The 16,480-nt window shown below is 35.4% G+C and carries 22 protein-coding genes and 1 other RNA gene; 14 read left to right on the top strand and 9 right to left on the bottom strand.

All coding sequences use genetic code 11. From position 1 onward, the window contains the following. Positions 1 to 27: 27 nt before the first annotated feature. Positions 28 to 771 carry a lipoyl(octanoyl) transferase LipB gene (gene lipB / locus ACY651_RS16160; protein WP_462254531.1) on the bottom strand — a complete coding sequence of 248 codons (744 nt, stop codon included), beginning with the start codon at positions 769 to 771 and terminating at the stop codon, positions 28 to 30. Positions 772 to 925: 154 nt separating this feature from the next. Between lipB and ACY651_RS16155 the strand changes: the two genes are divergently transcribed. From ACY651_RS16155 to ACY651_RS16115, 9 genes are all read left to right on the top strand, one after another. Further along, entirely contained in the window at positions 926 to 1,975 is a 1,050-nt protein-coding gene (locus ACY651_RS16155; RefSeq protein ID WP_462254530.1) for an RluA family pseudouridine synthase, read from the top strand. Positions 1,976 to 2,241: 266 nt separating this feature from the next. Next, positions 2,242 to 3,315, top strand: coding sequence for a M48 family metalloprotease (locus tag ACY651_RS16150; protein ID WP_462254529.1), 1,074 nt, complete (start codon positions 2,242 to 2,244; stop codon positions 3,313 to 3,315). 6 nt (positions 3,316 to 3,321) lie between these two features. Continuing rightward, entirely contained in the window at positions 3,322 to 4,020 is a 699-nt protein-coding gene (locus ACY651_RS16145; protein ID WP_462254528.1) for a hypothetical protein, read from the top strand. A 215-nt stretch (positions 4,021 to 4,235) separates the two neighbouring features. Beyond that, positions 4,236 to 5,192 carry a retropepsin-like aspartic protease family protein gene (locus tag ACY651_RS16140; RefSeq protein WP_462254527.1) on the top strand — a complete coding sequence of 319 codons (957 nt, stop codon included), beginning with the start codon at positions 4,236 to 4,238 and terminating at the stop codon, positions 5,190 to 5,192. Between the two features lie 6 nt (positions 5,193 to 5,198). Next, the gene (locus ACY651_RS16135; RefSeq protein WP_462254526.1) at positions 5,199 to 5,486 is read left to right on the top strand and encodes a hypothetical protein; all 288 of its coding nucleotides are present in this window, start codon (positions 5,199 to 5,201) and stop codon (positions 5,484 to 5,486) included. Positions 5,487 to 5,703: 217 nt separating this feature from the next. Then, a complete protein-coding gene (locus ACY651_RS16130) occupies positions 5,704 to 5,931 on the top strand; it encodes a UPF0175 family protein (protein WP_462254525.1) in 228 nt (75 codons plus the stop codon). 34 nt (positions 5,932 to 5,965) lie between these two features. Next, complete coding sequence (locus tag ACY651_RS16125) at positions 5,966 to 6,379, top strand: DUF3368 domain-containing protein (RefSeq protein WP_462254524.1); 414 nt, start codon at positions 5,966 to 5,968, stop codon at positions 6,377 to 6,379. 271 nt (positions 6,380 to 6,650) lie between these two features. Continuing rightward, positions 6,651 to 7,016 carry a VOC family protein gene (locus ACY651_RS16120; protein WP_462254523.1) on the top strand — a complete coding sequence of 122 codons (366 nt, stop codon included), beginning with the start codon at positions 6,651 to 6,653 and terminating at the stop codon, positions 7,014 to 7,016. A 58-nt stretch (positions 7,017 to 7,074) separates the two neighbouring features. After that, positions 7,075 to 7,701: a class I SAM-dependent methyltransferase gene (locus ACY651_RS16115; protein ID WP_462254522.1), complete on the top strand. Its 627-nt coding sequence runs from the start codon at positions 7,075 to 7,077 to the stop codon at positions 7,699 to 7,701. 228 nt (positions 7,702 to 7,929) lie between these two features. Here ACY651_RS16115 and ACY651_RS16110 read toward each other — a convergent pair whose 3' ends face one another. Both ACY651_RS16110 and ACY651_RS16105 read right to left on the bottom strand, forming a co-directional pair. Beyond that, on the bottom strand, positions 7,930 to 8,301 hold the full coding sequence (locus tag ACY651_RS16110) for a hypothetical protein (RefSeq protein WP_462221832.1): 372 nt from the start codon (positions 8,299 to 8,301) through the stop codon (positions 7,930 to 7,932). Positions 8,302 to 8,397: 96 nt separating this feature from the next. Next, on the bottom strand, positions 8,398 to 8,892 hold the full coding sequence (locus tag ACY651_RS16105) for a hypothetical protein (RefSeq protein WP_462254521.1): 495 nt from the start codon (positions 8,890 to 8,892) through the stop codon (positions 8,398 to 8,400). A gap of 265 nt (positions 8,893 to 9,157) precedes the next feature. Here ACY651_RS16105 and ACY651_RS16100 point away from each other — a divergent pair, with 265 nt between their 5' ends. The 5 genes from ACY651_RS16100 (at position 9,158) to rnpB (ending at position 11,969) form a co-directional block, all read left to right on the top strand. Continuing rightward, entirely contained in the window at positions 9,158 to 9,484 is a 327-nt protein-coding gene (locus tag ACY651_RS16100) for a hypothetical protein (protein ID WP_462254520.1), read from the top strand. A 218-nt stretch (positions 9,485 to 9,702) separates the two neighbouring features. After that, positions 9,703 to 10,290, top strand: a complete 588-nt coding sequence (locus ACY651_RS16095) for a DUF4136 domain-containing protein (protein WP_462254519.1) — start codon at positions 9,703 to 9,705, stop codon at positions 10,288 to 10,290. Positions 10,291 to 10,519: 229 nt separating this feature from the next. After that, a complete protein-coding gene (locus ACY651_RS16090) occupies positions 10,520 to 11,122 on the top strand; it encodes a PepSY-like domain-containing protein (RefSeq protein WP_462254518.1) in 603 nt (200 codons plus the stop codon). Between the two features lie 60 nt (positions 11,123 to 11,182). After that, positions 11,183 to 11,401: a hypothetical protein gene (locus ACY651_RS16085; protein ID WP_462254517.1), complete on the top strand. Its 219-nt coding sequence runs from the start codon at positions 11,183 to 11,185 to the stop codon at positions 11,399 to 11,401. A gap of 113 nt (positions 11,402 to 11,514) precedes the next feature. Next, positions 11,515 to 11,969, top strand: an RNA gene (gene rnpB, locus ACY651_RS16080) — RNase P RNA component class A. A 48-nt stretch (positions 11,970 to 12,017) separates the two neighbouring features. On the opposite strand, the gene ACY651_RS16075 is transcribed toward rnpB, so the two are convergent. From ACY651_RS16075 to dapF, 6 genes are read right to left on the bottom strand one after another with little or no spacing between them, the layout of a single operon-like run. Then, positions 12,018 to 13,052, bottom strand: a complete 1,035-nt coding sequence (locus tag ACY651_RS16075; RefSeq protein WP_462254516.1) for a proline iminopeptidase-family hydrolase — start codon at positions 13,050 to 13,052, stop codon at positions 12,018 to 12,020. A 51-nt stretch (positions 13,053 to 13,103) separates the two neighbouring features. Then, the gene (locus ACY651_RS16070; RefSeq protein WP_462254515.1) at positions 13,104 to 13,688 is read right to left on the bottom strand and encodes a GNAT family N-acetyltransferase; all 585 of its coding nucleotides are present in this window, start codon (positions 13,686 to 13,688) and stop codon (positions 13,104 to 13,106) included. After that, positions 13,689 to 14,147: an NUDIX domain-containing protein gene (locus ACY651_RS16065; RefSeq protein ID WP_462254514.1), complete on the bottom strand. Its 459-nt coding sequence runs from the start codon at positions 14,145 to 14,147 to the stop codon at positions 13,689 to 13,691. 2 nt (positions 14,148 to 14,149) lie between these two features. Continuing rightward, positions 14,150 to 15,085 carry a magnesium transporter CorA family protein gene (locus tag ACY651_RS16060; RefSeq protein ID WP_462254513.1) on the bottom strand — a complete coding sequence of 312 codons (936 nt, stop codon included), beginning with the start codon at positions 15,083 to 15,085 and terminating at the stop codon, positions 14,150 to 14,152. A gap of 21 nt (positions 15,086 to 15,106) precedes the next feature. Then, positions 15,107 to 15,661 carry a DinB family protein gene (locus ACY651_RS16055; RefSeq protein WP_462254512.1) on the bottom strand — a complete coding sequence of 185 codons (555 nt, stop codon included), beginning with the start codon at positions 15,659 to 15,661 and terminating at the stop codon, positions 15,107 to 15,109. Further along, on the bottom strand, positions 15,658 to 16,440 hold the full coding sequence (dapF, locus tag ACY651_RS16050; RefSeq protein ID WP_462254511.1) for a diaminopimelate epimerase: 783 nt from the start codon (positions 16,438 to 16,440) through the stop codon (positions 15,658 to 15,660). Before dapF ends, ACY651_RS16055 begins: the two co-directional genes overlap by 4 nt. Positions 16,441 to 16,480: the final 40 nt, after the last annotated feature.

The raw sequence follows: 16,480 nt of genomic DNA, 5'->3' as shown, positions 1-16,480 counted from the left end.
CAAAATGTTCAACGATCCCTTCACCATTCACCACTCACCTTCCGCTTCAAAAACCTTTTCAAAATTATTTTTAATTTTCTTCTTCACTTCTTCATAATCTACTTTTTTGCCCAATTCTTTTTCAATAGAAGTAACCTGTTTATTTTGTATGCCGCAGGGAATAATATTGTTGAAATAACTTAAGTCGGTATTTACATTTAATGCAAAGCCATGCATTGTTATCCAGCGGCTGCAGCGTACACCAATAGCGCAAATTTTTCTTTCTTTACCCAATACTCCCGGTTCAATCCACACGCCGGTTTCGCCGCTGCTTCTTTCGCCTTTAATACCATATTCGGCAATGGTTAAGATAATTACTTCCTCCAAATTCCGCAGGTATTTACCAATGTCGGTATAAAAATTTTCTAAATCTAAAATGGGGTAACCCACAATTTGCTGCAGGCCATGAAAAGTAATATCTCCTCCCCTGTTGGTATTAAAAAATTGAATATCGTTTGCCGCAAGTTCTTGTTCGCTCATTAATACGTTACCGATATTGCCGCTTTTGCCTAACGTGTAAACAGCGGGGTGTTCGCAGAAAAGAAAATAGTTGGTGGTTTTTTCGTGAGTCGTGGGTGGTGAGTCGTGAGTGGTAGCAGTATACGCCTCCTGCAATTTTCTGTTGGCCGATTTAATGGCCACATTCTGCTGCAGCAGTTCTTCCTGGTAATCCCAGGCCTTTTTATAATCAATAATTCCCAGATCTTTAAATATCACTTTACGGTTATCCACTGCAATGTTTTAATTTGCAAAGATAAAGCAAGAGGAAATGAATAATGAATAATGAATAATGAATAATGAATAATGAATAATGAATAATGGATACAGGTTCAGACTTAACACTAAACCCCTAAACCTCTAAACCCTAAACATCTAAACAAAAAAAATGCAGGAAATACAAAATACAGAAGAAGACATACAGGAAATTGATGAGCTGTACGAAAAACTCGTTATCACCATTGATAAAGGACAGGAACCCTTACGCATTGATAAATTTTTAATGAGCCGCATTGAAGGCGCCACCCGAAATAAAATTCAGCAGGGCATTGATGATGAAATGGTTTTGGTAAACGATAAGCCCGTAAAAAATAATTACAAAGTAAAAGCCTTTGATAAAATTGTGGTGTACGATGATCGTTCCCCCGAATCATCCGAAATTGTTCCCGAATATATTCCGCTGAATATTCAATACGAAGATGATGATTTAATGATCATCAATAAACCTGCAGGCATGGTGGTACACCCCGGCAGCGGCAACCCCAATGGTACGTTGGTAAATGGTGTAGCGTATTATTTACTGCAGCAAAATCCCAAGCTGGATGAAACAGAACTTAACCGTTTTGGATTGGTACACCGCATTGATAAAAACACCACCGGTTTATTAGTAATGGCAAAAAATAAAAACGCCATGACGCTTTTAGCCAAACAATTTTTTAACCATACCGTACACCGCCGTTACATTGCATTGGTGTGGGGCGATTTTGAAGAAGACGAAGGCACCATTACTGCACACGTGGGCCGCCACCTGCGTTTTAGAAAATTATTTACTGCCTACCCCGATGGCGACCATGGCAAAGATGCCATTACACACTACAAAGTTTTAGAACGTTTTAATTATGTAACGCTGGTAGAATGCCGTTTAGAAACCGGCCGCACCCATCAAATTCGTGTACACATGCAGTTGATAGGCCACCCATTATTTAACGATGATTTTTATGGCGGCGACAGAATTGTAAGGGGGACAGTGTTTACCAAATACAAACAGTTTGTTGATAATTGTTTTGCCTTGTGCAGGCGCCAGGCATTGCATGCAAAAGAGCTCGGCTTCATTCATCCGGTTACTAAAAAAGAAATGTTTTTTGAAAGTGATATACCAGAAGATATGAACGCAGTGATTGAAAAATGGAGAAAATATATTGGGCATAAGGAAATGTGATTTTTTTGCTTGCCCCTATTATTTCGGGGGGACAAGCTGGATTTCTTTGGGGAACATCGTTGTGTCACTCACTTGTACTGAATACCATTGGGGAACTTTTATTGAAGCGTAAATAGCCCGGAAATCTTAATGTATTTGCGCTACTTTTATCAGTAGCGTATTTTAGCGTATAGGATTATTTTACATGCTACATGCAAAAATTGTTTTATGCAAAAAGAGGTGCATTTTAGTGTAAATAGATATGTTGTACGTAATTTTCAAACCAAATGATACGACTTCTTTTAACAATTTTGACTTTTGCGGTTTTCAACTGCACCATTGGACAAACGAACACTAATATTATTCTTCCAGCAAAGTATTCTTCAGGAGAAATTTTAAATATTGAAAAGAGTTGTGGATACAATAACGACTTGAACAATAAAAAACTCATTATTTCTTTACCCCAAGAAAGAGAAGTTGACATCATTAAAAAAGTACTTTCCTACACAGGGCTACCTTTAAACTTCCAAATTTTTAGTGCTAATATTGGTAATGCAGCCGCCCTAATTATTGGAGAAGATAGAATAATCTTATACGACCCAGAACTATTAAAGGCAGTTGATTATACTTCACAAACATATTGGACAAGCATTTCAATTTTGGCACACGAAATTGGACATCATTTATCGGGTCACACTCTTTCAGCAAACAATAATTATTATCAAAAGGAACTTGAGGCTGATAAGTTTTCAGGATTTACTCTTTATAAAATGGGTGCAACCCTTGACCAATCTGTTGCAGCAATAATTTTGTATGGAGACAATTTAGACACACGAACTCATCCAAATAAACAAAAACGTATTGAAGCTATAAAAAATGGATGGAATGAAGCAGCAGGTTATAGATATAATGGTGCAGTACCACCACCACCTACAGATAGCATATTTGAAGTGTACAGCCCAGAGATGTTCATTGAAAGGGGGTACGAAAAGACCGCTGAATATAAAGAGGATAAAGAATACATATTTAATCCAGAAATTTATTCAGGTGTCATCTTAGAAGTTAATAATAAATATGATGGGCATCCTTCTGGAGAAACAACAACCGCAATATTTGTGCTTGTTGAAAAGAAAGAAAAAGATTTGAAAAATTTCAACTATAACTATTTTACACCTAACGAAAAAGTTTGGATAATCTATAATTTTCCCGTAATTGGAAGATGTTCTATGGCTGAGTACAGAAACTTTGAGAGCTTTCTTAAACCAGGAAGGAAAATTACATTTTCGGCTTTATGGGAAGGTGGAAATAGCGTTGGCTCATTCCATCTAAACCATATTGCAAGTTTGCCGCTCAAAAATTAAAATCTAATGATAGACGCACAATTTCAGACAATCCGAAAGTTCATTGAACAAAAGTCCTTGTCTTTGATGAACAAGGAAAAAAGACCATTTGCAAACGCAGGATTCGATATTAGTAAATATCATGAAATAAAAGTGGAAGATAGAAACTTTGTAATTATTGCTACTAATGTCTTCTATCACATATTACACAGTGTTCTTGCAGAAGCATCTGAAAAGTATCCGGAACTTTTTGGGAATAACGATGTAAATGGTGTTTTAGAAGCGATTTACAATATTGAGAATGTTGGTGAGTTTGAACAATTCGCTGACTTTTTAAAGACAGAACAATTTGCTTGGATTGTAGAGTTAATTAATGAACAAATCAATCCTAATGTTTTGCGTGTAGAAATATTTAGACAAATAGATACGATTGGAACTAACGCCACTAAAACAGAATTTACTGGCGGTCTATTGCATACTTTCAGACACTTTAATTATAAAGGAGTGCCACTTTCAACTAAGAAGGAGAAAAACGACATAGAACATCCAAAGACAATAATAGACTTCTTAATTAGAGGTTTCTTTTTTACAGATATAAACTTTACCAACAAAACTAAATGCAACTCTAATATCATACTTAACAATAAATACAAATTGCGGTTTGATTATTACTTTGAACCCGAGACAAAAATTTATTTTGTGAATAGCATCCGAAAGGAAAAATAAAACTACATATAACATTGTTATTGCTACAAGTTCAATATCTAACCATTGTGCGTAATTTTATTCAACACACTCTTGCAATTTAAGCACGTGATATTACTATAACCAACCAGATAATAAAATTAAAAATGTATAAAAATCTATTAGTGCTATTTTTTCTATTATCATACCTCCAAGTGTTTGGGCAAGTTAAAATTAAGCTGAATAAAAAAAATAGTGTGTACACAATACTATGTAAGGTAAACGGTAAGGCACTTGACTTTTACTTTGACACAGGCGCCAGTGACGTTTCATTATCCTTAGATGAAGCTCGTGATTTATTTAGCAAAGGCCTTTTATTACCGTCAGACATTATTGGGGAAAATCATTATCAAACCGCCAGTGGTCAAATTCAAGTTGGTGTTACAGTCTTAATCACGTTAATTGAAATTGGAGACATCAAGTTATTGAATGTTCCTGCTTTAGTAACTTTAACTCCGAACGCACCATTGTTATTAGGTCAGTCTGCCCTTAATAAACTAGGAAAGTTTGAATTTGACTATAGCAATCTCACTTTGACAATTACAGGACCGAAAAAGTTTGATTTCTTGAAGTTTAATAAACTAAATCAGAACGTTCAAAAAAATTATTACAACTATAAAAACAGCACTCTCTTTTCTGAAGATATCCCTAAAGATGAAAAAATAACTAAATGGATTTCCAAATTAGAAACTCCTATTTACAAGGAACCATATTCAAATACTAAAGTTTACACCATTAAAAGTAATGAACCCTTTACAGCAATAAATAGTGAAGTACATATTTACAAAATGCCAATTGCTCGAATAACAAAAATAGTAGCAGATGATTTTCCAGAATGCAATTCAGATAAATTCCGTGTAGGAGATTTAGTATATTTCTTATTACCAGATTGGGAAGGAAGGTTCAATGTGATATACCAAAATAAAGAGACCTATATAAATTGTTCATTTGACGAAGAAAAAATGGAACTTAGCGAAAGAGCATATGAAGGATGTAACAATGTCGAAGGCAAAATACTCAGCAATAAGAGCGAATTTATCTTATGGGTTAAAGTAAAAACAAAAAATGGCATTATAGGGTGGTTACGAAACCCTTTTGCATCGGACTTAGCAGGTTATACAGCTGAATATTTTGAACCTGCAATTAAAAATTAAATTATTATGAAAGATAATGACAGCTTTGAAATTGAAAATTTTAATGGGGACTTTGTAATGGTAACTAAATCTACTTCCATTTTAAACGGCGAAGATGTAATTTCTTACAAAGGTGTTTTATCTGCAGGCTTTGGCTTACAAGAAGATTGTGTGGTCTTTAGAAACAAAGATGGTAGTTGGTATAAAGGAATGATACCCTTGCCCTCAAAAAATTGCTTGGAAGAAAAACAAGAGCTATTAAGAAAAGCAATTGATGAATACGAATTAAATAACAATCCTCAGAGCAATAGCTAAAACACGAACACACAATATGCCGCAAGGCTGGCAGCAGGAATAACTATCTCCGCCGTCGTCTGGCCTTCGACCAACGACGATATTCATTCTAATCTCCACAATCATTTTATTTCAGATACAGCGGGCCCGCCGAAACGCAAAGCCTCTAACATTATTGAAAGCGTAATGAGACACTATAAAACTTTGAGCAGATCTTGAAAAATATTATATTTGAACTATGAAAACATTGACACTTAATATACCAGACTCTTTAGACGTAGATAACAGAGACCTTGCAATGCTTGTTTCAACACGACTTTATGAACAAGGTAAACTTTCTCTCGGACAAGCTGCTGAAGTTGCAGGGTTGACAAAACGGACTTTTGCTGAATTGTTAGGTAGCTACGGTGTTTCTATATTCAATTTTCCTGCAACAGACTTATCGAGAGATGTAGCCAATGCATAAGACAATAATTTCCGATACCAGTTGTTTTATAATTTTGACAAACATCGGCGAACTTGAACTTTTGCACAAAGTATATGGGCAAATTGTAACAACACTTGACATTGCAACTGAGTATGGTGAAATGCTTCCCGAATGGGTTGAAATAGCAACTGTAAAAGATAAGTACAGACAACAACTTTTGGAAATGCAAATTGACAGAGGTGAATCAAGTGCAATTGCATTGGCTCTTGAAACACCAGATAGCACAATTATTTTAGACGACTACAAAGCCAGAAAAATTGCTGAGCAACTTGGTATAATTTTTACAGGCACAATCGGTGTAATTATCAAAGCTAAACTCAATGGAATAATTCCATCTATCAAGCCTCTTCTTGAAAAGATAAAACAAACAGACTTCCGTTTGTCCGCTGACATTGAATTACAGGCATTAAAGGAAGCTAACGAATAAATATCCCGAAAACGTCTTCTCACAATTGGGTCTTTGCTCTGCCATCGATTTCTATGACATAAAAAAAAATCCTCTTAAGCCAACTGCAACAACTTGTAATCTACCAATACGCCGCCGTCTGGTCTTCGGTGGTTCTCGTTGGTCGAAGACCAGACAAGGGCATTCAAAATTGTGAAGCGTTTTTAAATTTGAAAGTTGAATACTTGCCTCCAAAAATGCATAAATTTACTATACAAATAAATCATTCAATTTTATCAAACATTCATCGCTCATGAAAAATGCTGCAAAATCAATAAGGGCTTTTATTGGCGCAATAAATTTTGATGAATCCCGGCATTTTTACCAGGCATTGGGATTTGAAGATTCAAGGATATTTGATAACATGTCCTACTTCAGTATTTCGCCGGCGCTGGGATTTTATTTGCAAAACGCCTACGTAAAAGATTGGGTAGATAATACCATGATCTTTGTTGAAGTAGATAATGTGGAGGAATATTATAAAGAACTGCAAGCTCTTGGGCTGCCTGAAAAATATAAAAATGTAAGGTTGACACCCATCAAAATAAATGATTGGGGCAAAGAATGTTTTTTGCATGACCCCTCAGGAGTATTATGGCATTTTGGTGAGTTTAATTAATTGCATTATCCTTAAATAATTTGGTTGAGAAATCCAAAAACAAAATAACATTAAAACAATGAACACCCGGCAAGCTTACAATATCTGGTCGCAGCAATACGATTTTAACGAAAACAAAACCCGTGACCTTGAAGCGCAGGCATTACAAGAAACTTTACACGATATTAATTTAAAAAGCTGTTTAGAGATTGGCTGCGGCACAGGAAAAAACACTGCCTGGTTAATTTCAAAAGCAAAACAGGTTACTGCAGTTGACTTGTCGGAAGAAATGCTGGCTAAAGCAAAAGAAAAAATTAACAATGATAATGTAGAATTTATAGAGGCCGATATTACCGCCAACTGGACATTTGCCAAAGAAAAATATGACTTTATAACTTTTAGTTTAGTGCTGGAGCATATCCAAAACCTCGATCATATTTTTAATGAAGTGGATAAATGTTTAGTGCAGGGCGGGCATATTTATATTGGTGAATTACATCCGTTTAAACAATATGCCGGCAGTAAAGCAAGATTTGAAACTGCTGATGGAACACAGGTGGTGGAATGTTTTACGCATCATCTTTCGGAATTTATACAAACTGCAAAAAAGTATAACCTTACTGTTACAGCTGTAAATGAATATTTTGACGATGGCGATACTGCAACCATACCCAGAATATTGGTATTGGTTTTTACAAAAGTGTAATACTGTTTATTTTCTTTGCAAATAACACAAGTTCGATTCTATTAAAGTGTCAGCCTGAGCTTGTCGAAGGCGGGTTGATGACCCGTCCTGAAAAAAGTTGATTGTGTTAGCAACGCTTTCTACAAGCTCATGCTGACAGTATTCCAGGTTAATCTTAAATTTTAAACTCCAATAAAAATCCCCGGCTTTATTTAAACCGGGGATAAATATTTTATTAAATAAAAAAATCTAATTCAATTTATTAGAAATAAATTCTACTAAATTTTCATCACTCATTTTGTTAGAGGTTGATTCTTCAGTTTTTGTATTTTTAAACTGCGGCGTTTCTGCCAGGTAGTGAATAAACTGCTCCTGCGCCTGACCTGTACCGGTTACATGCAGGTGAGTAGCATTTTGCATGGTGGCAGTTATTTCTTTAAAAAATTTTGCCTGCAGCGATTGCTTGTGATTGTGTTCGTTTTTTTCGTTGGAGTTTTGTGCTGCTTGTTCCCCTTTAATGTGCGCCAGCACTACAAGATTTTCGGTCTCAGCGTTATCACTTCCAATTACTGTGGCGTTATGGCCATCCATCCAAATGCCAAACTGTTTTCTGTTAACCATATTTTATTTTTTAAGTGCGTAATGTAAATAATTATCTATACCGTAAAATTTTAAAATGATGTTATTCTTAAAATGGATTGAATTGTTAAAGCAATTTTATGCAAAACTTCTTTCTTTCTCCATATCAAAATGATAATACTCGTTACTGCCATAAAATAATGAAGTAAGCGTTTGCCTGCATTTTTGATAAATATTTTTTTCGGTGTTACGCTGGTTTTCGAAATAATTGGCTTCCGTGATACGTACACAAATCAATAATTTTTGTGCATCGTACACCTGTTTTAAATTCTCTGGTAACAGGTTTAATTCTTCGGGGTCGGTAACTACTCTTGCAATACCCGATGTATTAAGATAGAAGGGAGAATTTTTTTTATAGTAATTAAGTACTACATTAAAACTCCTGTCGAATTCGTGTATGTACTGTGTGGGTTTACCTACCGAAAGCCAAACACAACCTACATCGTCGGTATATAATGTTTGCACTACAGATGTGGGTAGTTTTAAAACACTGTTGGTGTGGCAATGTAAAATGGCTGTTTGTAAAAACTGGATCTTCTTAAGTATAAATCCAATTTGATTGTTTGCATTCATATAAGTTAGTTTATTGTGATACTATACTACTTGAAATTTGCGTACCAATTTTTTTCTATATGCCAACAGTAAACGGTTGTAGAATTAATTACTCAGATATTAAAAAAAATTAACTGCAATTCCCCAGTTTAACTGAAATTTTAAAAAAATCTATCCCCTGCTGTTAACCTCAGCTTTTAAAGCCGCCTCATTATTGGGTTGAAAAATGCGTATTAACCTTTAGTAAAGCTCTTTGCCGTACATTTGTTTATCATCATACATACAAATGAATTCCACCACAGCAGCTTTAAACGCATTATTTAACCGCATACCCCGCCGGCATACGGCAGATAATGTAAAAGACATCAACAGCATTGTAACCGAATTTGAAGATCTATTAATTTCCATTGAAGCAGAAAATTCTTTTTACGAAAAAAACATCCCCATTTTTTTTGATGCACTTGAAGCGATTAAAGCCACCATAAAAAAATCGAACGAGAATAAAAATTCTAAAAAAAGCAAAGACAGTTTTTTTGATGATGCCTCCGGTGCTTTAAAAGATAATATGCAGGATCTTATAACCCTTTATGATGATGGCAAGCGAACTGAATAAAAAATTAATATCCTCTTTGGGTATTTTTCATCAACTCCCGCAATAAAAATCATTTAAATTTTAACATTCTCTTTAAAACATTTTTATAGTTTTAAATTACTGAGGCTGAGTTTTCTTTCACTCAATTTTCACATTTCATACTGCAATAACAGTATAGTATTTGCGTATATAAATTGAATAACGAGGGAATCATTAGTAACAATTTAAAACAAATAATTATGACAATTAAATCATTCAGCATGGTGGCCACCATTGCTTTGGCAGCAGCTATTTTTACAGGCTGTGCCAGCAGTGCCCACATAGAAAAAGATAACACTGCCGATTTTAGTAAGTATCAAACTTATGCCTGGGTAGAAAAAGAAAAAACAGAAGAAAAAAATGCTAAACAAAACCGCAAAAACGAACTAACAGAAACAAACATTCGCAATGCAGTAAATGGGCAGTTGCAAAAAAATGGCTGGAAGGAAGTAAATACTAATCCGGATGTGATGTTAAACTATGAGTTGCTGGTAGAAAAAAACACCAGGAATCAACAGGATCCTGTGTACTCTCAACCATTTACAAGAAGTTATTATAACCGCTACACCGGAAGATTAAATACTTTTTATTACCCATCAAGGTTTGTAGGTTACGACAGCTATACAACTACTGTTAAGGAAGGTACAGTTACCATGATTGATAATAAAACTGATAAAACCGTTTGGCAAGGCTGGACCACCAGCGAACTGAACAGTAATAAAATTACAGGCAAAGAAATAGATCAGAATGTTAAAACTATTTTTAAAAAGTTTGATACCGGAAAATAAAACAGTTGTAAACAAATTACAGGGCTGCTGCAAGGGCGGCCCTTTTTTTTATAAACAGTCAGATGCCGAAAATTTTTAAATAATTCTGTCCACTTAATTCTACAATTGGGGCAGCATTTCCCCTGCATTTTACTATTTTGAGCTAAAAAAAATAAATTTTACATTATTAACTAACAGTTTAATAACTGGCATAATTATAATAGTAAGTTGTTAAACAAAAAAAATAATTATGAAAGTACACATTATTACAGCCTCTGTTGCTGTTATGGCTTTAATGACTGCCTGCAATAATACTGACAGCAGTAAAACAAGTGAAAATAAAGACACCGCTGTTGTAGTAACTTCAGACAGGATGGACAAAACAGTTACTGTAAAAACAGTAGAAGTAACCCCGGTTATTAAAACTAAGTTTGAAACAAAATATCCAAAGGCTACAGAAGTGCAATGGACAAAATACGAATCCGTTCCAATGGATTTAGATTGGGAACTAACGGGATGGCCAGCTTTAGATACAATGGATTATGCGGCAAAATATACCATTGACAATACAGATTACTGGACATGGTACACACCTGAAGGAGAATGGATTGCTACAGTATCAACTATTAATGTTGCAGGTGTACCCGATGCCGTTAACAAAACTTTACAAAGCCAGTTTGAAGGTTACACTGTTACCTCTGTAAATAAAGAGAATGATAAAAACAGAACGGCTTACGAAGTTAAGATGGAAAAAGGCGAAGATAAAATGAAAGCATTAATTGATGAGAAAGGAAATATTATGAAAAAGAAAGGTAAAGAAAATGGTGTAAAAGTAAAAGAGAAAAATATTTAAGCGTTATCAAAAACGCTTTATAAAATCAATACGTCATTCACCAATTTTAAACCAGTTATTATGCAAACATTTTATAGTTTTAAAAATAAATTAATGCTGCTGCTGTTAACATCGTTTACTGCAGTTACAAGCTTTGCACAGGATAAAAAACTTGACATAGACATTAATGTTAATAAAGATAAAGAACAATGGTATGCACAACCATGGGTTTGGGTTGTTGGCGGTGCAGTATTTATTTTACTGTTGGTGGCACTTTTAAGAAGTGGAAAAAAAGCATAAACTTAAAATAAATACATTTCAAAAAAATGCAGCTTCAAATGAAGCTGCATTTTTTATTTACATACATCGTTTTTAAAACCATCTTCTCCTTAAAAATAAAATTATCTTTGCGGTCTATCAGCCGGGTTATCGTCTCGCTTAAGGCGGGAAGGAAAGTCCGGACAGCAAAGGGCAACACACCGGTTAATAGCCGGTCTTGTTAGGCTTGTGGAGACACAAACCATAGCGGGAAGAAAGTGCCACAGAAAATTACCACCGTTTTCTTGTCATGCTTATCATTTGAAGGCAAGACAAGAAAACGGTCAGGGTGAAAACGTGAGGTAAGAGCTCACGGGTTTTTGCAGTAATGCATTAATTGGGTAAACCTTGTGTGCTGTAATGCCACGTATATCAGCGGTTGAGGGCGGCTCGTCCAATATTTGCGCAAGCAGGTAACGCTGAAGGGTAGGCAGCAAGATTGTAACAGTAATGTTGCAGCCAGATAAATGATAACCGCTGTATTTGTTGTTTCGACTTGCTCAACATGGCAAATACAGTACAGAATCCGGCTTACAGGCTGATAGATTTTTTAAATTATTAAAGCTCCGTTTTTTGCGGAGCTTTTCTTTTGGCTTAGTTACAACTTTCCTGCATCAACATCTTTTATAAATTGTATTAATCCCGGAAAATAATTTTTTTGATCATCGTACATACTCATGTGGCTGCCATTGGGACAAAGTAAAAATCTGCCGTGCGGCAATTGTGTACTCATCCATTTCATGTGTTCGGGATCCATAGTATCGTAAGTGCCACCAATGGTAAGTGTGGGAGTTTTTATTTGTGGCAATTGCTTGCTAACATCCCAGTTGGTTAAATTACCGCCAATGCCAAATTCACTTGGCCCCTGCATGGTAACATACAAAGATTGATTTGATTTACTGAAAGAACGGGTCATTGGTTCGGGCCACTGCTCTAACGGAATGCGGCAAATATGTTTAGCATAAAAATGTGGCATTAATAATTGCATATATTTTGGGTTAGCAAAATCGCCTTTCTTTTCTATTTGCCTTATTGTATCTAAAACTTTTTGATTGAACTGCGGCGCTAAAACTTCCTGTGCATATTTACCATATGCCGGGCAACTGCTCATCATGTTGCTAATGATTAATCCTTTTAAATTATCCTGGTATTTTAATGCGTACTGCATAGCTAATATTCCGCCCCAGCTATGGCCCAGTAAATAAAAATTATCTTTTGTAAGATTAAGCGCTTTACGTACCTGCTCTACTTCTTCTACAAACCTTGCTAAATCCCACATGCTGGTATCTTTTGGATTATCCGAAAGGCCGCAACCCAGTTGATCGTAATAAATAAATTCAATATCGTGTTGTGGTAAAAAATTTTCGAAGCATTCAAAATATTCATGAGTGGAACCTGGCCCACCGTTTAATAAAAGCACTTTTATTTTGGGGTTATTGCCCATGCTTTTTGTCCAGATATTAAATTTTCCTTTGGGGGTTTCTACAGGAAAAACTTTTACGCCACCAACCTGCACTTCGCTGTATAGCAAACTATCGGTTAATGAAGTTGATACAGTTGTTGTTGGTTCTTTGTTTTGATTATTGCAGGAAAAAATTATCAGGCAGGCAAAAAGGTAAAGTACATTTTTCATAAATTAGTTTTGAGTAAACAATGTAGAATTTTTTATTTACAAAACAAACTCTTAAAAAATTGTTTGTTTTATAACCGGCCATTCTTCTTTTATAAAACTAAAAAAATGGCTGTGCCTTATACTCCCATCATCGTTAACAATATGGTTGCGAAAAACACCTTCCCTAATTGCACCAATTTTCAGCATGGCTTTTTGCGATTTTAAATTAAGGTGACTGGTTTTTAATTCAACCCGGTTAAGCAATAATTGTTCAAACGCATAAGAGAGCAGTAAAAATTTACAATGTTTATTAAAACCCGTTCCATGCATGGAAGGGTGCAGCCAGGTTGAGCCAATTTCTAAACGAAGGTTGCCAAAATCGATATTAAGATAGCGGGTGCTGCCTACATACAGTTGTGTTTGCTTATTAAAATACGCAAACGGAAATGATTTTTGCTGCTCCTTTTCTTTTAATGCTGTGTCGAAATATTTTTTAAAATCTTCCGGGGAATTTATTTGCTGTATGGTGTACAACCATAATTCTTTTTGCATTGCAACAGGCAACAGCAATTCAAAATGTTTTTCTTCCAGCGGTTCAATACGCACAAGATCGTCTTCTAAAACTATGGTGTTGCTGAAAAAATTTGTATAATCCACTTAATATTTCTCTTTAAGTAAAGATGCAATTATTTTATCGATAGGTAAAGTTACCGATGCTGCAGAAAAATTTTGCCAGTCAACAAAACGGAAAGTTTCTGTTTCCCCGGTATCGGCATACATTTTTAATTCCCTTTCGTCAAAATCAAATTCCTTTTCTCTAAGCGGCGCTTTAATTTCTTCCAATGCTTTTACAAAATAATAAATGGATATTATCTGTTGATCTTTATTAAAAGCACTCATCTGAAAAAAATCGGTGGTGTAAATATGCTCACCCACTTCTATGTTCAAATTCATCTCTTCTAAAAATTCTCTTTTAAGGCAATCTCTTGTGCCTTCGCCAAGCTCCAACCCTCCACCCGGAAATTTAGTAATGTACATGCCACGTATATATTCATCACTAACCAAAACCTGTTTTTGTTTATTTATTAAAATGCCGTACACCCTTATATTGAACATGATTATTTTTTTCTTTTCAGATAGTTCCAAACAACAAACCCCAAAATGATAAATGAAATTAATACCGGCAGCCAAAAAGCCAGATGCGACTGACTATAAGGTATGGGCACATTCATACCATAAATGCTGGCAATTAAAACCGGCACACTTAAAGATATAGTTAGGGTGGTAAGCCGTTTCAGTACCTCGTTCTGGTTATTACTTATGATGCTTGCAAATGCATCAAGCGAAGAGCTTAAGATTGTTGTATAAGTATTTGCAGTTTCCAATGCCTGCGATGTTTCTACCACCAGGTCATCTAAAAAATCTTTTTCATCATCAGTTAACTGTAAAATATTGGTACGTGCCAGTTTCATCATCAGCAGTTCGTTACTGCGTAATGCAGTAATAAAATACACCAAACTTTTTTGAATACGCATTAACTGCAGCAATTCCTGGTTACGGTTGGCATCGTATAATTTTTGTTCCAGCACATTGCGGCGCTGGTTAATTTCTTTAAGATATTCCTGGAAGTTGGCGGTAATTTTTTCAAATATTTTCAGCACCATCATATTTTTTTTATCGGGATGGCGGTTTTGAAAACTGTTCAGGAATTTTTTTATGGCTTCGTTCTCAAAAGAATTAACGGTTACAATTTGGTTGTGCGTTAAAATAATACAAATAGGAATGGTGATATAAAATGCATCACTGTCGTTAAATGAATTATTTTCGGTAGGCGTTTTTATTACCACCAGTTTTACATTATCATCAATTTCGTAACGGCTGCGTTCATCAATATCTAAGGAATCTTTTAAAAAGTCAATCGGTATGTCAAGGCTTTCGCTTAATTCAGTAAATTCTTCCTGCTTTAATGGTGGCAGCACATTTACCCAACTCCCAATTTCGGGTTTGTCTATGGCAATTGTTTGGTGTTCTATAATTTTAAAATACTGAATCATAAATTATTTTGCGTTCTTGCTTTAATCTTCCTTAACAGCATTTTTAGGAAAAGGGGAAATGGCAGAAATGATGTTTAAATGATGTTCGGTATGGTAAATAGTAAAGTAACAAAGTTCACGTAAAGTAATTCTTCCCAGCAGCGGATGTTTCACTAAATAATTATCTAATTCATCTTCTGTCTTAGTTTTTTTTATAGCCGCAATATGATTAAGGGCTGCACTGGTCCAACGCATCATAAGTTTTTGTTTACCAAAACTTAATTTAATGCGTTTAGGTATAAACCTGCCACTTGCTGCACCTCCTTCTGCTAATTTATTTTTGTATTTGGCTACCAGCTCTTCGTAAGTTCTTGATTTTCGGTTGGGTGTACCACCAGCCCAGCGCACCAAAAATTTCGGTAAAGAAAATGCCAATGTGGAAGTATTGGTAGCAACAATAAGGTGCTGCATATTTTCTGCCACCGACCATTTTGCGGAAGGCTTATCAAAAAAAATATTTTCATTTACACCATTGCAATAATGTGTGAATGCTGAAAACGCTTTTTCCGCAGCCTTTATTATTTCTTCTTTTTTCATATTTCCATTTCGCCTTTATATACAAATTCTGCCGGGCCGCAGAGCCATATATTTTGAAAATGCTCATCAGCAGTTTTTTCAAACTCCACACTTAAATGGCCTCCGGGTGTTTGCACTTCTACCCGGTTAAATCCATTTTCGTTATGGGCACTCATTAATGCCGATGCTGTAACCCCCGTACCGCAACTCATTGTTTCATCTTCTACCCCACGTTCGTAAGTGCGTACAAAAATGCTATCCTCATCAACCGACTCTACAAAATTTACATTAATGCCTTCCTTTTCAAATGCAGCACTATAACGAATTTCACGACCTGTTTCCACTACATCAATTTCTTTTACATTAGTGGCAAATTTTACAAAGTGCGGCGATCCGGTATTTAAAATGGCATACGATGAATGCTCTTCCACCTTTGCAACATCTTTCATTTTCAATCGTATAATTTTGTCAATACCAATATCGGCAAAGTGTTCGCCATCGGTTGCTAAAAAATGATAGGTGTTTTTATGTATGCCCATGTGATAAGCAAATTTTACAAGGCATCTTCCACCATTGCCACACATGCTGCTTTCGTTACCATCAGCATTAAAATAAATCATTTCAAAATCGTAGCCGTCTTTTTTTGCAAGCAGCATTAAACCATCGCCGCCAATGCCAAAACGGCGGTCGCAGATATGTTTTATTTGTTTTACAGAAAGATCAGCATACTTATTATCCCTGTTATCTAAAATAACAAAATCATTTCCTGTTCCCTGGTATTTATAAAATTCTATTTTCATGTGCTATGTTTATTGTTTTTGGCCACATGGAATTCGCCTG

Source organism: Ferruginibacter sp., assembly GCF_031391665.1.
In the GTDB taxonomy this organism is placed as follows: Bacteria; Bacteroidota; Bacteroidia; order Chitinophagales; family Chitinophagaceae; genus Ferruginibacter.
Note: the sequence above shows the minus strand (reverse complement) of the source record. Positions and strands in the feature narration are given on the sequence as shown.

What these genes read in the sequence shown, in the direction of transcription:
- ACY651_RS16110 (WP_462221832.1), bottom strand. Translation starts at nt 8,301, where the DNA reads ATGGTTAACAGAAAACAGTTTGGCATTTGGATGGATGGCCATAACGCC.
- ACY651_RS16115 (WP_462254522.1), top strand. Translation starts at nt 7,075, where the DNA reads ATGAACACCCGGCAAGCTTACAATATCTGGTCGCAGCAATACGATTTT.
- ACY651_RS16130 (WP_462254525.1), top strand. Translation starts at nt 5,704, where the DNA reads ATGAAAACATTGACACTTAATATACCAGACTCTTTAGACGTAGATAAC.
- ACY651_RS16120 (WP_462254523.1), top strand. Translation starts at nt 6,651, where the DNA reads ATGAAAAATGCTGCAAAATCAATAAGGGCTTTTATTGGCGCAATAAAT.
- ACY651_RS16085 (WP_462254517.1), top strand. Translation starts at nt 11,183, where the DNA reads ATGCAAACATTTTATAGTTTTAAAAATAAATTAATGCTGCTGCTGTTA.
- dapF (WP_462254511.1), bottom strand. Translation starts at nt 16,440, where the DNA reads ATGAAAATAGAATTTTATAAATACCAGGGAACAGGAAATGATTTTGTT.
- ACY651_RS16060 (WP_462254513.1), bottom strand. Translation starts at nt 15,085, where the DNA reads ATGATTCAGTATTTTAAAATTATAGAACACCAAACAATTGCCATAGAC.
- ACY651_RS16135 (WP_462254526.1), top strand. Translation starts at nt 5,199, where the DNA reads ATGAAAGATAATGACAGCTTTGAAATTGAAAATTTTAATGGGGACTTT.
- ACY651_RS16095 (WP_462254519.1), top strand. Translation starts at nt 9,703, where the DNA reads ATGACAATTAAATCATTCAGCATGGTGGCCACCATTGCTTTGGCAGCA.
- ACY651_RS16100 (WP_462254520.1), top strand. Translation starts at nt 9,158, where the DNA reads ATGAATTCCACCACAGCAGCTTTAAACGCATTATTTAACCGCATACCC.
- ACY651_RS16145 (WP_462254528.1), top strand. Translation starts at nt 3,322, where the DNA reads ATGATAGACGCACAATTTCAGACAATCCGAAAGTTCATTGAACAAAAG.
- ACY651_RS16065 (WP_462254514.1), bottom strand. Translation starts at nt 14,147, where the DNA reads ATGTTCAATATAAGGGTGTACGGCATTTTAATAAATAAACAAAAACAG.
- ACY651_RS16090 (WP_462254518.1), top strand. Translation starts at nt 10,520, where the DNA reads ATGAAAGTACACATTATTACAGCCTCTGTTGCTGTTATGGCTTTAATG.
- ACY651_RS16075 (WP_462254516.1), bottom strand. Translation starts at nt 13,052, where the DNA reads ATGAAAAATGTACTTTACCTTTTTGCCTGCCTGATAATTTTTTCCTGC.
- ACY651_RS16105 (WP_462254521.1), bottom strand. Translation starts at nt 8,892, where the DNA reads ATGAATGCAAACAATCAAATTGGATTTATACTTAAGAAGATCCAGTTT.
- ACY651_RS16150 (WP_462254529.1), top strand. Translation starts at nt 2,242, where the DNA reads ATGATACGACTTCTTTTAACAATTTTGACTTTTGCGGTTTTCAACTGC.
- ACY651_RS16055 (WP_462254512.1), bottom strand. Translation starts at nt 15,661, where the DNA reads ATGAAAAAAGAAGAAATAATAAAGGCTGCGGAAAAAGCGTTTTCAGCA.
- ACY651_RS16155 (WP_462254530.1), top strand. Translation starts at nt 926, where the DNA reads ATGCAGGAAATACAAAATACAGAAGAAGACATACAGGAAATTGATGAG.